14 protein-coding genes are annotated in these 13,595 nt (G+C 62.5%); 4 read left to right on the forward strand and 10 right to left on the reverse strand.

Annotated elements, in window-relative coordinates; all coding sequences use genetic code 11:
- Nucleotides 1–206: 206 nt before the first annotated feature.
- The 4 genes from tal to AAGS40_RS04105 all read right to left on the reverse strand — a co-directional run bounded on the left by tal (nt 207) and on the right by AAGS40_RS04105 (nt 4,937).
- Entirely contained in the window at nt 207–1,160 is a 954-nt protein-coding gene (tal, locus tag AAGS40_RS04090; RefSeq protein ID WP_345813354.1) for a transaldolase, read from the reverse strand.
- A 409-nt stretch (nt 1,161–1,569) separates the two neighbouring features.
- Nucleotides 1,570–2,790: a benzoate/H(+) symporter BenE family transporter gene (locus tag AAGS40_RS04095; protein ID WP_345813355.1), complete on the reverse strand. Its 1,221-nt coding sequence runs from the start codon at nt 2,788–2,790 to the stop codon at nt 1,570–1,572.
- Nucleotides 2,791–2,830: 40 nt separating this feature from the next.
- The gene (locus tag AAGS40_RS04100) at nt 2,831–4,006 is read right to left on the reverse strand and encodes a VWA domain-containing protein (protein ID WP_345813357.1); all 1,176 of its coding nucleotides are present in this window, start codon (nt 4,004–4,006) and stop codon (nt 2,831–2,833) included.
- Between the two features lie 88 nt (nt 4,007–4,094).
- Entirely contained in the window at nt 4,095–4,937 is an 843-nt protein-coding gene (locus AAGS40_RS04105) for a MoxR family ATPase (RefSeq protein ID WP_345813359.1), read from the reverse strand.
- Between the two features lie 384 nt (nt 4,938–5,321).
- Between AAGS40_RS04105 and AAGS40_RS04110 the strand changes: the two genes are divergently transcribed.
- Both AAGS40_RS04110 and AAGS40_RS04115 read left to right on the forward strand, forming a co-directional pair.
- Complete coding sequence (locus tag AAGS40_RS04110) at nt 5,322–5,690, forward strand: c-type cytochrome (protein WP_345813360.1); 369 nt, start codon at nt 5,322–5,324, stop codon at nt 5,688–5,690.
- Nucleotides 5,691–5,748: 58 nt separating this feature from the next.
- Nucleotides 5,749–6,132, forward strand: coding sequence for a c-type cytochrome (locus AAGS40_RS04115; protein WP_345813362.1), 384 nt, complete (start codon nt 5,749–5,751; stop codon nt 6,130–6,132).
- A gap of 106 nt (nt 6,133–6,238) precedes the next feature.
- On the opposite strand, the gene AAGS40_RS04120 is transcribed toward AAGS40_RS04115, so the two are convergent.
- The 3 genes from AAGS40_RS04120 to rsxB all read right to left on the reverse strand — a co-directional run bounded on the left by AAGS40_RS04120 (nt 6,239) and on the right by rsxB (nt 8,429).
- Nucleotides 6,239–6,673, reverse strand: a complete 435-nt coding sequence (locus tag AAGS40_RS04120; RefSeq protein WP_345813363.1) for a DUF1841 family protein — start codon at nt 6,671–6,673, stop codon at nt 6,239–6,241.
- Nucleotides 6,674–6,899: 226 nt separating this feature from the next.
- Nucleotides 6,900–7,544, reverse strand: a complete 645-nt coding sequence (gene nth, locus AAGS40_RS04125) for an endonuclease III (protein ID WP_345813364.1) — start codon at nt 7,542–7,544, stop codon at nt 6,900–6,902.
- Nucleotides 7,545–7,571: 27 nt separating this feature from the next.
- Nucleotides 7,572–8,429 carry an electron transport complex subunit RsxB gene (gene rsxB, locus AAGS40_RS04130; RefSeq protein ID WP_345813365.1) on the reverse strand — a complete coding sequence of 286 codons (858 nt, stop codon included), beginning with the start codon at nt 8,427–8,429 and terminating at the stop codon, nt 7,572–7,574.
- Between the two features lie 227 nt (nt 8,430–8,656).
- Here rsxB and AAGS40_RS04135 point away from each other — a divergent pair, with 227 nt between their 5' ends.
- A complete protein-coding gene (locus AAGS40_RS04135; protein WP_345813367.1) occupies nt 8,657–9,289 on the forward strand; it encodes a TetR/AcrR family transcriptional regulator in 633 nt (210 codons plus the stop codon).
- A 92-nt stretch (nt 9,290–9,381) separates the two neighbouring features.
- Here AAGS40_RS04135 and phaZ read toward each other — a convergent pair whose 3' ends face one another.
- Nucleotides 9,382–10,662: a polyhydroxyalkanoate depolymerase gene (phaZ, locus tag AAGS40_RS04140; protein ID WP_345813368.1), complete on the reverse strand. Its 1,281-nt coding sequence runs from the start codon at nt 10,660–10,662 to the stop codon at nt 9,382–9,384.
- A 181-nt stretch (nt 10,663–10,843) separates the two neighbouring features.
- Nucleotides 10,844–12,724, reverse strand: coding sequence for a glycoside hydrolase family 15 protein (locus AAGS40_RS04145; protein ID WP_345813369.1), 1,881 nt, complete (start codon nt 12,722–12,724; stop codon nt 10,844–10,846).
- A gap of 227 nt (nt 12,725–12,951) precedes the next feature.
- Between AAGS40_RS04145 and AAGS40_RS04150 the strand changes: the two genes are divergently transcribed.
- On the forward strand, nt 12,952–13,197 hold the full coding sequence (locus tag AAGS40_RS04150) for a hypothetical protein (protein WP_345813371.1): 246 nt from the start codon (nt 12,952–12,954) through the stop codon (nt 13,195–13,197).
- A gap of 196 nt (nt 13,198–13,393) precedes the next feature.
- On the opposite strand, the gene AAGS40_RS04155 is transcribed toward AAGS40_RS04150, so the two are convergent.
- Nucleotides 13,394–13,546 (reverse strand): DUF3096 domain-containing protein, encoded by a 153-nt coding sequence (locus tag AAGS40_RS04155; RefSeq protein WP_007175701.1) that lies wholly within the window; start codon nt 13,544–13,546, stop codon nt 13,394–13,396.
- Nucleotides 13,547–13,595: the final 49 nt, after the last annotated feature.

Here is a 13,595-nt window from a genome sequence, read left to right on the forward strand (position 1 = left end):
CGACTTGTTCTCGTCGTGAGGATAGACGGCTAGGCCTGCGCAGAAGCGGAAAGCGCGGTGTAAACGGCACGCGGCCCCGAACCGGACAGGCTCAGGGCCGCGCATGCAGCGAACGTTCCGGCCGCCCCGCGTTATCGCACAGCGCGCAGGCCGGGCGAAACACCCCGCGCGGATGAACGTGCAGGCTGGCGTGCGGGCTGGCGTAGTTAACGCAGCGCGTCGATCAGTTTTTCGAGCTTGACGGCGTCCGCAGCAAACGCGCGGATACCTTCAGCCAGCTTTTCGGTTGCCATTGCTTCATCGTTGACGAGGAAGCGGAACGACGATTCGTCCACTGGCACGCGCTCGATGTCCGCGTCTTTCGCCATGTCCGGCGACAGCTTGCGCTCGACTTTCTCGGTGCTGTCCTGCAACTTCTGCAGCAGATCCGGGCTGATGGTCAGCAGGTCGCAGCCGGCCAGTTCCAGAATCTGCCCCGGCGTGCGGAAGCTCGCGCCCATCACCTCGGTCTTGTAGCCAAACTTCTTGTAGTACGCATAGATTCGTTGCACCGACTTGACGCCCGGATCGTTGGCGCCGCCGTCTTTCGCTTCGTCCCACGCGCTGCCGGCGTTCTTCTTGTACCAGTCGTAGATCCGGCCGACGAACGGCGAAATCAGCTGCGCGCCGGCTTCGGCGCAGGCGGCGGCCTGCGCGAGCGAGAACAGCAGTGTCATGTTGCAGTGGATACCTTCTTTCTGAAGCACTTCCGCCGCGCGGATGCCTTCCCACGTGGATGCCAGCTTGATCAGCACGCGCTCGCGGCCGATCCCATGTTCCTTGTACAGATCGATCAATTCGCGACCTTTGGCGATCGACGCTTCGGTGTCGAACGAGAGGCGGGCGTCGACTTCGGTCGACACGCGGCCCGGAATGATCTTGAGGATTTCCGTGCCGAACGCGATCAGCAACTGGTCGATGATCTCGCCGACCGGCTTCGACGCATGCGCCTTGACCGTTTTTTCGAGCAGCGGCTTGTAGTCGTCTTTCTGCACCGCTTTCAGAATCAGCGACGGATTGGTGGTCGCGTCCTGCGGCTTGTACTGCGCAAGCTGCTGGAAGTCGCCGGTATCGGCGACGACGGTGGTGTATTGCTTGAGTTGATCGAGTGCGGTTGTCATGTTCGAGCCTTCAAGGCGCGCGTGCGCCGTGGTTCAGGAGAAATGAGGTCGCCACCGTAAAACTGCCGGTGGCCGCGAGTCACGCTACAGCGTCTTCCACCCGGTTCCGGCGAATCGGCTGGAGAACGCTGCCGGATGCTTCTATTCTATGGCGGATCGCCTGAAGCAGTATGGACACTTGCCCATGGCGATCCGTTCAAACGGAATTCTGGCGGAAAAGCGGGCGACAAATCCGACGACAAAGCTGACGACAACCCGACGACTAAGCGGACGACTAAGCGGACGACTAAGCGGACGACTAAGCGGACGACAAATCCCGCGACGGGTCGGGCGGGAAATATGACGGCGAGTCTGGCGGTCAGAAGCCCGGCTGAAGGCCGCCGGAAACCTCTGCTTTCATTTCGCGCCGTCAATTTCGCCGGGCGTTCAATACCAGCTGCGTGACGACGCCTGCCACCAATCCCCAGAATGCGGAGCCGATGGAAAGCAGTGTCAGCCCGGACGCCGTCACCATGAAAGTGACGAGAGCCGCCTCGCGCTGCCTGATGTCCTGCATCGCGTTGGCGAGACCGCTCATGATCGAGCCGAACAGCGCGAGCGCCGCCACGGACACGACCAGCGCCTGGGGCAACGCGGCAAACAGCGCGGCGATGGTCGCGCCGAAAATCCCGGCAACCATATAAAGGATGCCGCACCAGAGCGCGGCGGTATAGCGCTTGTCGCGGTTCTCGTGCGCTTCGGGACCGGTACAGATCGCCGCTGTGATGGCCGCAAGATTGATGCCGTGCGAACCGAACGGCGCGAGCAGCAGCGACGCGATCCCCGTGGTCGAAATCAGCGGCGCGGATGGGGTGGCGTAGCCGTCTGCTCGCAACACGGCGATACCCGGCACGTTTTGCGACGCCATCGCCACCACAAAAAGCGGAATGCCGATGCTGACGCCGGCTGCTACGGAAAACACGGGCGCCGTGAACACCGGATGCGCGAGCGCCACGTGAAAGCGGCTGAAGTCGAGCAGCCCGAGCGCGCCGGCGGCGACCGTGCCGACAATCAGCGTGGTGACGATCGCGTAACGCGGCGCCAGCCGCTTGATGACCAGGTAAGTGAAAAACATAGTCAGCACGAGCGCGGTCTGAAACTGCGCGGCGCGAAAAATTTCGATGCCGATCTCGAACAGAATGCCGGCCAGCAGCGCCGATGCGATGCCCGCGGGAATTTTCTTCATCAGCGAGTCGAACCAGCCGGTCAGGCCGACCGCCGTCAGCAGCACCGCGCAGACGATGAACGCACCGATCGCCTCCGGATACGTCACGTGCGGCAGCGACGAAACCAGCAACGCCGCACCCGGCGTGGACCACGCGATCACGATCGGCGCGCGAAAGCGCAGCGAAAGGCCGATCGTGCAGACCGCCATGCCAACCGAAAGCGCCCAGATCCACGAAGAAATCTGCGCGTCGGTGAGGTGCGCGGCCTGGCCGGCCTGGAACATCAGCACGAGCGAACTGGTGTAACCGGTCATCATCGCGACGAAGCCCGCGACGATGGCGGACAACGACGTATCGGCGAGCGGTTTGAGCGGCCCGACGCGCGCGCTGTCAGAAGAGATGTCGGGCGATGAAGACGAAGTCATGCAGTTGCTTTCTTATCGTTGGGGTGAAACCTGGGCCGGACTATTTGCTGAGCATGCGCATCGCGCTTTCGAGGCCTGCCAGCGTGAGCGGATACATCCGCTGGCCGAGCACTTCGCGGATGGCGCTCACCGACTGCCGGTACGCCCACAAGCCCTCGGGCTCGGGATTGAGCCAGGCGTGGTGCGGGAAGTGGTCCGCGAGACGGCGCAGCCATACCGCGCCGGCTTCCGCATTGTTGTATTCCACGGAGCCACCCGGTTGGAGCACTTCGTACGGGCTCATCGTCGCGTCGCCGACGAAGATCAGCTTGTAGTCCGGCGTGAATTTGTGCAGCACGTCCCACGTAGGCATGCGTTCGGCGTGCCGGCGCCGGTTGTTTTTCCACAGGAAGTCGTACACGCAGTTGTGGAAGTAATAAAACTCGAGGTGTTTGAACTCGGCTTTGGCGGCGGAAAAGAGTTCTTCGGTGCGCTTGATGTGGTCGTCCATCGAGCCGCCGACGTCGAGCAGCATCAGCACTTTCACCTTGTTATGGCGCTCCGGCACCATCTTCAGGTCAAGCCAGCCGGCGTTCGCGGCGGTGCTGCGGATCGTGTGGGGCAGATCGAGCTCCTCGGCGGCGCCTTCGCGCGCGAAGCGGCGCAGCCGGCGTAACGCCACCTTGATGTTGCGCGTGCCGATTTCCACCTGGTCGTCGTAGTCGCGATAGGCGCGCGCTTCCCACACCTTGACCGCGGTGCGGTTGCCCGCCGCGTCGCCGCCAATGCGCACGCCTTCCGGGTTGTAGCCGCCATTGCCGAACGGCGACGTGCCGCCCGTGCCGATCCACTTGCTGCCGCCTTCGTGGCGCTCTTTCTGCTCGTCAAACAGTTCCTTCAGGCGCTCCATCAGCTTGTCGAGGCCGCCCATGGCTTCGATCTGTGCCTTTTCTTCCGGCGACAGGTCACGCTGCAGCTTTTTTTTCAGCCAGTCGAGCGGTATGTCGAACGCCAGCTCGGACGTCTGCGCGACGCCCTTGAAATACGCGCCGAACGCCTGGTCGAACTTGTCGAAATACTGCTCGTCTTTTACGAGCGTCATGCGGGCGAGGTAGTAGAACTCGTCGAGCGACGGTGCGATCACGTTGCCCTTGAGCGCCTCCAGCAGAGTCAGGTATTCCTTCACCGATACCGGCAGTTTCGCGGCGCGCAGCGAGTAGAAAAAATCGATCAGCATGCGGTGTCCTTCCCGGTGGCGGGCCGCATGAGCGCGTGCGCGTTCGCAGGCATTGGCGCGGTCGCGGCGGTTGGCCGAGCGCTGGGGCTCAGCGGTTGTTGCGGTTCATGAAGATCAGCCGTTCGAACAGGCTCACGTCCTGCTCGTTTTTCAGCAGCGCGCCGTGCAGCGGCGGAATGATCTGTTTCTGGTCGGCGGAGCGCAGCGCCTCGGGCGGAATGTCCTCGGCAAGCAGCAGTTTCAGCCAGTCGAGCAGCTCCGAGGTGGACGGCTTCTTTTTTAGCCCGGCGACGTTGCGCAACTCGAAGAAACTCTGCATGGCGGCCGCCAGCAGCTCTTTCTTGATGCCCGGATAGTGCACCTCGACGATCTGCTGCATCGTGACCGGGTCCGGGAACTTGATGTAGTGGAAAAAGCAGCGGCGCAGGAAAGCGTCCGGCAGCTCTTTCTCGTTGTTCGACGTGATGATGACGAGCGGGCGCTGCTTCGCGCGAATCAACTCGTGGGTCTCGTATACGTAGAACTCCATGCGGTCGAGTTCGCGCAACAGATCGTTCGGAAACTCGATGTCCGCCTTGTCGATTTCGTCGATCAGCAGCACGGCTTGTTCGTCCGACTCGAACGCCTGCCACAGCACACCTTTGACGATGTAGTTGCGGATATCTTTCACACGCTCGTCGCCCAGCTGCGAATCGCGCAGGCGCGACACCGCGTCGTATTCGTACAAACCCTGCTGCGCCTTGGTGGTGGACTTGATGTGCCACTGCAGCAGCGGCATGCCGAGCGCCGCCGCCACTTCTTCCGCAAGCATGGTTTTGCCGGTGCCGGGTTCGCCCTTGATGAGCAGCGGGCGCTTTAGCGTCATCGCGGCGTTGACCGCGAGCTTGAGGTCGTCGGTGGCGACGTACTGCGATGAGCCTTCGAAACGCATGGCGAGGTGCTCTTGTTCGGGAAAAAACCCAGTATAAGTCAGAAGCCCTGTTGGCCTGAAAACGGCTCGCGTATGGTGTCACCCGCGGTGTCGGCCGCGGCGTCGCACGCGAAACCGGTTCGTACGCGACGCCGGCGGCGTACTTCGCGCGTGTCCGGCGGCCCGGTGGGCGGGCTTGCCGGAGCTGCGCCACGGCCGCGCGCCCGCGCAGTTCGCGGGCCGGCGACGCGCGGCGGGGCCCGCGCCCCCACTCGGTGGACGTTGCGCGCGGCGGCGCGGTACAATTAGCCCGATTTTTTTGGCCTGCGTGGCTACCCTACAAGAAGAACGGCGCGGGCCGTTGCCTTTCTGGGCGCCCGTTCCCCTCAAGCCAGGTTACATGCTATGAACAAATTCGTTGGCAAACACGTCGTGATCGCTGCCTTGTTGGCGCTCGCGGGCTATACGGCCGGTGCGCAGGCAGCGGATGTCGTCGGCAACGCCAAGGCGGGCCAGAGCAAAGTCTCGATGTGTATCGGCTGCCACGGCATTCCTGAATACCGCACGGCTTATCCCGAGGTGTACCGCGTGCCCATGCTGGGCGGCCAGAATCAGCAGTACCTCGAAAACGCGCTGCACGGCTACAAGAAGGGCGACCGCCATTTCGAGACCATGCACGCGATCACCGTGTCGCTGTCGGACCAGGACATTGCCGACATCGCCGCTTACTACGCGGCGCAGAATGCCTCTTCGAAGAGCAATCCCGACAAGTGATCGGCTGCGATCATCCATCGAGTCGGTCGGCCAATAAATTTGCGGGATAGGAGAATTCATGAATAAGCCCCAACAGGCGCTCCACACAGTGTTCAAGGCTGCATGCGCGTCGGCGGCAGTGCTCGGTCTGGCTGCAGCGAACCTCGCGTACGCCGCCGACGCCGGCAATGGCAAGGTACTGGCCGAGGCCCACAACTGTGCGGCTTGCCACGGCGCCAATCTGAACAAGCCGGTGAGCCCGGAATACCCGAAGCTTGCCGGTCAGCACGCCGATTACATTTACTGGGCGCTGCGTCAGTATCAGATGGGCAACGGCAACCCGCACCTGGGCCGCAACAACGCAATCATGCAGGCGCAGGTGCAAAGCCTGTCGCAGGGCGATATGAAAGACATTGCGGCTTACGTCGAATCGCTGAACGGCGATCTGGTGCAGAAGAAGTAAGCGCGCCGGGGCGTCAACGGTATGCAAGAAACACCTCGCTGCGGCGGGGTGTTTTGTTTTGTGGCGGCGTTTGGGCGCGACCAGGTCTTCGTCGTGCGCGCAGCGGCTAATCGCGTGTGGCGCGCCGCTCGATACGCTGCAGGTACGCATCGGTGTCGGGTGGCGTGCCGGTGCGCTGGGCTTCCCAGATGGTCTCGCCGAGGCAGTCCATGATCGCGTGCTGCGCGTCGTGCGTCGAACCGAGACGCGCGGCGAGCCGCTCATGCGCCGCGCGGATGCCCGGCGGCTGGTCGATGGATAACTGTTCGGTGATCGCCAGATGCATCGACAGATGCAGGAAGGGATTAGTCTGCCCACGCTCGGGCGAATAGTCCTGCGCCTGGGCTGCGTCGCGGTCCGTCAGGTCGGCGTGATACTCGGGATGCTCGACGATCCAGTCGGCGGCGATGGCCTCCAGCGGCGTCAGAATCTCGCCTTGACGCTGCTTGCGCCAGGTGTCGGTGAAAAAGAGGCGAACCTCGTCGCGGCTGGGATTGAACATCGTGGAACCGGTGCGTTGTATGCGTTGGGAAATGAGCAGTTCGTGAGCAGGGCGCCCGATAACCGGCCGGACAAAGCCCGCGGTCACGCGTTCACGCGGCGGCCGTAGCCGTGCTCCGAACCCGGAGGTGGCGCCGCTTGGGCCACGCAGCGCATCATTTTACGCCGTGGCCGGTGTGCTCGCTGACAACGCACCCGGCATGCCACCTGCATGACGCACGCTCACATCAAAGATCCGGCGGCGGCGTTTTCGGCTTGTACTCGCACAATGGTTCGATCACGCAGTGCCAGCATTCGGGCCGACGCGCCTTGCAGACATAACGCCCGTGCAGGATCAGCCAGTGATGCGCGTCCTGCCGGAACTCGGGCGGCGTGAATTTTTCGAGCGCCGTTTCCACCGCTCGCACGTCCTTGCCCGGCGCAAGACCGGTTCGGTTCGCAACCCGAAAGATATGGGTGTCCACGGCGATCGTGGGATGACCAAACGCCGTATTGAGAATCACGTTAGCCGTCTTGCGGCCGACACCCGGCAAGCTCTCGAGCGCCTCCCGATCTTCCGGCACTTCTCCGCCGTACTGGTCGAGCAGAATGCGGCAAGTGGCGATCACGTTCTTTGCTTTGGTGCGGTACAGGCCAATCGTCCTGATATAAGCGGTTACGCCTTCTTCGCCGAGTTCGAGCACTTTGCGTGGCGTATTGGCGACCGGAAACATCTGGCGCATGGCCTTGTTCACCGACACGTCGGTGGCCTGCGCTGACAGCAGCACGGCGATCAGCAGTTCGAACGGAGTGGTGTACTCGAGCTCGGTAGTGGGATGCGGATCGATGCTCTGGAATGTTTCGTAGATGGCCCGGCGTTTGTTCGCATTCATACGGAGCGTGCGTGTGCGTGCAATGCGTTAGCGTTTGCTGGAGGGCTTGTCGGTATCCGCGGCGAGTCCGAGACGGCGGCGGCGTGCTTCGGCGGCGTCGATTTGTGCCTGCACGTCCGCGCTGACATGGTCGGTGTTCAGCGGACCCTGGCCTTTGGCGGCCAGTTCCTCTTTTTTCTTGCGAGCGCGTTCGAGCGCCGCCTGAATGATCGCGCGTTTTTTCGCGTCGGCATCAGCGTCGGCGTTGGCGTTGGCAGAAGCGGCGGGCGATGCGGTGGCGGCAGCGCCGGCGGCAGCGCGGTGCGGCTGCGAGGGATCGCTCGCGCCGTTGCTCGCGCGCCTTGCGGCAGCGCGCGCTTCCGCTGCTTCGCGCTCGCGCGCGAGGCGCGCTTCGCGCCGGTCATGCCGCTCGCGCGCGGCGTCGGCCTGGCGCTGACTCCATGCATCCCAGCCGGTGGCTTCGCCCGTGACCGATGGCATCGCGATACAGTCGACAGGACATGGCGGCACGCACAGATCACAGCCGGTGCAAAGCTCGGCAATGACGGTATGCATCTGTTTCGGTGCGCCAACTATCGCGTCGACCGGACACGCCTGCATGCACAACGTGCAACCGATGCAAACCTGTTCGTCGATTATCGCCACGGGACGCGGCCGCTCCACGCCATTGGCGGGATTGAGCGCAATGATGGGCTTGCCGAGCAGCGCAGCGAGACGCGCGATGCCTTGCGCGCCGCCCGGCGGACACTGGTTATAGCCGGCCTCGCCACTGGCGACAGCTTCGGCATACGGGCGGCACGCGGGGTAACCGCACTTCGTGCATTGTGTCTGGGGAAGCAGATCTTCGATGCGATCGGCGAGTGTGTTGATGTCTGTCACGGTCACGACGAGAGAGCTTGGCTTGCGGCCGAACAGCTTGAACTAAATGGCACATTATCGCCGATTTCCCCAATTGCCATCCGCAATCCATGTGCCATAATCAAAGCGCTTTTTCGAAAGACCGCAGAAGGGTGTCCCCCAACCATGGCGCGCCCGCTCAGTGCCGTCGGTAAAGGCCGAGGAGAGGCCGGCAGCACGATCCGGATAACGCGGCTCACGAAGACGATGCCACCATGAATCAGCCGAAAATCAAAAGAGATCCTGAAGGCACGCGGCGCCGTATCCTGCTTGCGGCGGCCGAGGAGTTTGCAAATGGTGGGCTATTCGGCGCGCGCGTCGATCAGATCGCCCGCCGAGCTGAAACGAACGAACGCATGCTCTATTACTACTTCGGTAGCAAGGAGCAACTTTTCACCGCGGTGCTCGAGCACGCGTTCAGCGCGCTCAATGAAGCGGAGCGCACGCTCGAATTGAACGGTATCGCGCCCGTCGAGGCGGTCACGCGTCTCGCGCATTTCGTTTGGGACTACTATCGCGATCATCCCGAGCTGCTGCGTCTTATCAATAACGAGAATCTGCATGAGGCGCGCTACATGCAGAAGTCCACGCGTATCCGTGAAATGATCTCGCCGATCGTCGCCACGCTCGGCGGCATTCTCGAACGTGGTCAACGCGCGGGGCTCTTCCGCAACAATGTCGATCCGCTGCGTTTTTACGTGACGTTATCGGGCATGGGCTACTACATCGTTTCGAATCGTTTCACGCTGGAGGCTACACTGGGTCGCGACTTTAGCGGCGCGGCCGAACGTAGCGAAGTGATCCAGATGAACACCGAGTTGTTGCTCGCGTATCTGTTGCGAAAGTAGTGTGTCACGCAGCACGGTTGCTCACGCGGCCGTGCGCGGCAGAAACGGCAACGGCCTCCGTAGAGGCCGTTGTGAATCACCGCGCGCGACACTTACGCCTCGGCTTTTTCCTTCACCACCTTCGGCGCAGTCTGGTTGTGTTCGAGGATGAACTCGCGCAGCTGCGGGTAGATGATCGTGCGCCAGCGGCGCCCGGAGAAAATGCCATAGTGACCGCACTTTTCGGCGGTGAAATGGCGCCTGTCTTTTTCGGGAATGCCGGTGCACAGATCGTGCGCGGCGTAGGTCTGGCCGTCGCCGGAAATGTCGTCCAGTTCGCCTTCAATCGTAAACAGCGCGGTTTTCCGGATGTCCTGCGGACGCACGCGTTCACCGGCCACGTCCCAGGTGCCCTCGGCCAGGCGGAATTCCTGGAACACCACCCGGATCGTGTCGAGATAGTAATCCGCGTCCATGTCCAGCACGGCGTTGTACTCGTCGTAAAAGCGGCGATGCGCTTCGGCGTCGTCTTCGTCACCGCGCAGCAGGCTCTGGTAATAGTCCCAGTGCGACGCTGCGTGACGCTCAGGATTCATCGCAACGAAACCCGTGTGTTGCAGAAAGCCCGGATAAACCTTGCGGCCTACGCCAGGATAGTTCGGCGGCACCGTGAAAATCACGTTGTTTTCGAACCATTCGTACGAGTGCTGCGTGGCGAGCGAATTGACCGACGTCGGGCTCTTACGCGCGTCGATCGGACCGCCCATCATGGTCATGGTGCGCGGCGTTTCCTCGCCACGGCTCGCCATCAGCGAGATGGCGGCCAGCACCGGCACGGTCGGCTGGCATACCGAGATCACATGCAGGTTCTTCGCGCCGATATGGCGGATGAAATCCTGAATGTAGGCAACATAGTCGTCCAGCCGGAACTCGCCGGCTTCGAGCGGCACCATGCGCGCGTCGATCCAGTCGGTCAGATACACCTTATGGTCTTGCAGCAGCGTGCGAACGGTGTCGCGCAGCAGCGTGGCATGGTGGCCCGAGAGCGGTGCGCACACCAGCACAACCGGTTCGTCTTTCAGTTGCGTTACGGCGTCGCTGTCGTCGGCAAAGCGCTTGAAGCGCATCAGACGGCAGAACGGCTTCTCGATAATGGTTTGCTCGATGATCGGAATGTTGTGACCATCTTTGACGATCTGATGCAGATTGAACTCGGGCTTTTCGTAATCCTTACCCAGCCGGTACAGCAGTTCGTACCCGGCGGAGAGGCGGGTGGCGCCCGGCACATAGGCTAGCGGGCTGGCCGGATTGGCGAAGGATTTGGATGCAGCCTGGGCCCAGGCCGTAAGAGGGCTTAACAGCGCCCGCTGGAATTCATGCAGTTGGTAGAGCATGGGTGCTCCGTTTTTAAGCGGTTTGCAGGGGTCGCCGCAAACACGCGTTTGGCGTTGCGTCAGGCCAGATTGGTTGTAGGCACATTCATTTTCAGCCGACATTACATTCGATCATAGCGAACTCGGCGTACTTGTGCAATGCAGCAATCCACGGGCCATAGGCCCGCAAACTGTCATTAAATCATGCTACTGGCGATGTTGCTGTGCCGCTATCAGGGCTTGCCGCAGCCTTCAGTTCGTCGGCCATGCTGCCGATATCGGGCGGATGCCCTGTTGCCTCCGCCATCGACTGCTCGTGTTTCATCAGATTCAGTCCGGTGTGGACCAGCGCCACGTGCGAAAAGGCCTGCGGGAAATTGCCGACGAGCCGCCCGGCAGCCGGGTCATACTCCTCGGCAAGCAGACCGACGTCATTACACAGGGCCAGGAGCCGCTCATACATGGCGATCGCTTCGTCAAAGCGCTGTTGCAAAGCCAGGTTGTCCACCATCCAGAACGAACACGCAAGGAAGGTGCCTTCTCCCGGCGGCAGCCCGTCGTCGTAATCGGTGGTGCGGTAGCGCATGACGAAACCGTCGTGCATCAGGTCTTTTTCGATCGCCGCGACCGTGCCGACCACGCGAGGATCCTCGGGCGGAAGAAAGCCGACCAACGGCAACAGGAGCACGCTCGCATCGAGCTGATTGCTGCCGTACGACTGCGTGAACGCATTCAACTCCGGATTCCAGGCCTTTTCGCAGACCTGAGCATGAATGGTGTCGCGCGTGGCACGCCAGCTGTCGAGCGGTCCCTCCAGATCGAATAGTTCGGCCGACTGGATCGCACGGTCATAGGCGACCCACGCCATGATCTTCGAGAACGTGAAATGCTGGCGGCCGCCGCGCGTTTCCCAGATGCCTTCGTCCGGCTCCGACCAGATCGTATCCAGATGCTTGAGCAGCGCGCGCTGAACGTTCCACGCGGTGTCGTCCGCCTGTAAGCCGCCGACGCGCGCCAGGTGCAGCGCGTTCATGACCTCGCCATACACATCGAGCTGCCGCTGGCCGACCGCGTTATTGCCGATGCGAACCGGCTTGGCGTCCTGATAGCCGGGCAGCCAGTCGAGTTCGAACTCCGGCAGCCGCCGTTCGCCGGCAATGCCGTACATGATCTGCAACTGCTCGGGCGAGCCGGCCATCACGCGGCCGAGCCAGCTTCGCCACGCACGCGCTTCGTCGTAGTAGCCGCCGCGCATCATCGCGAGCAGCGTGATGGTGGCGTCGCGCAGCCAGCAGTACCGGTAGTCCCAGTTGCGTGTACCGCCGAGCTGTTCCGGCAGCGAAGTGGTCGGCGCCGCGACGATGCCGCCGGTCGGCTGATAGGCGAGCGCCTTCAGCGTGATCAGCGAGCGGCGGATCGGGCCGGCCCAGCGGCCTTCGACGGTGCTGCGCGCCGACCACTCGAGCCAGTGATTTTCCGTGCGTGCGAGCGACGTGTGCGGATCGTGAGCGCTCGGAATGTGCAAATGCGAGGCCACGTAGGCAAGCGAGAACGGCACACGCTCGCCGGCGTTGACGGTGAACTCGGCCACCGTCTTCATGTTCTCGCCGCGCAACTCGACCGGCGTGCGCAGCACCGCGGTGTCCGGCCCCGCGATCGCCTTGATGCCGCTGTCGTGCTTCAGCCGGTCGACCCACGGCACGGAGAAGCCGTAGTCGAAACGCAGTACCAGCTCCATCTGCATGCGCACGGTGCCGCGCCGGCCGACAACCATGCGCACCATTTCCGACGAGCCATTGCCCGGCGGCATGAAATCGATCAGCGTGACGGCGCCTTCGGGCATGTCGAAATCCGTCTCGAGAATCAGGGTTTCGCCGCGGTAACGGCGCGTAATGGTGGGCGGGGTGTCGGTGATCGGCGCAATCAGCCAGCGGCCATTCTCGGGCGTGCCGAGCAGTGCGGCGAAGCAGGCCCCGGAGTCGAAACGCGGCCAGCAGAGCCAGTCCACGGAACCTTCGCGGGAGACGAGCGCAGCCGTGTGGCCATCGCCGATGAGCGCATAGTCTTCGATGAGTGCGGGCATGAGGAGCGTGTCAGAGTGACGCGGAACACGAGCGGCCGCGCCAGGGGTTATTGTTACTACCGGACCCGCTTAACGTGTTTTGGTTCAGCGCACAATGCAGCAAAATGCGAGTTGGTATTCTGTCAGACGACTGCCTACAATCGGATTTCAGGCCGCTTTCCGGCGCGCTCCGGAGGATCAACCGGCCACGTCCATTGTATGCAGACGCCGCTTCCGAGGAAAAAGCCATGCTGAATCCGTCGAAATCCGATTGCATTACGATCCTCTCGGCCGCCAGCGAACTTGCCGACGATTCGATGTTGCCACTCGATCATGGCCGTCTAGGTCTCAGCCGGAACGGGATGCTCGCCGCCGCGGCCTTTCTGATCGAACGGGCCTGTTTCAGGGATTACCAGCAAGGCGACGGCCAATATGCTGTCGGCGCATTGTCGCTGCAGGGCCGGTTGCGGCTCGAACAGCTGGCCAACGGCTAGGCGCCGCCGTCCGCGCAGGCTCGCTGCGAGGCAAACCGAACTTCCGCCAACTCTCAAGTCCGCGCTGCGCGCCATGCGCCGCGTGCGCATCCGCTCGTCTTGAGACGACCGGTACACGACAGCGCCGGGCCCGGGTGCGCCCGGTCGTGTCCGTCGACGGCAGCGGTTTTGCTCGGTCACCCGCTGCCTTCGCTGCTCAGAAATGTGACGAGCCCACGCCAAAGATCCCAATGATGCCAATGATGATCAGATAGAGCGCGACGATGTAGTTCAGGAGGCGCGGCATGACCAGAATCAGGATGCCGGCGATCAGCGAAACAAGCGGGCCCAGGCTGAGTGTGACGTTCATGAAGACTCCGTAGTGTGTGACGCGTCAGACGCGATTAAAAAGATGCCCC

Source organism: Paraburkholderia sp. PREW-6R (assembly GCF_039621805.1).
GTDB lineage: Bacteria > Pseudomonadota > Gammaproteobacteria > Burkholderiales > Burkholderiaceae > Paraburkholderia.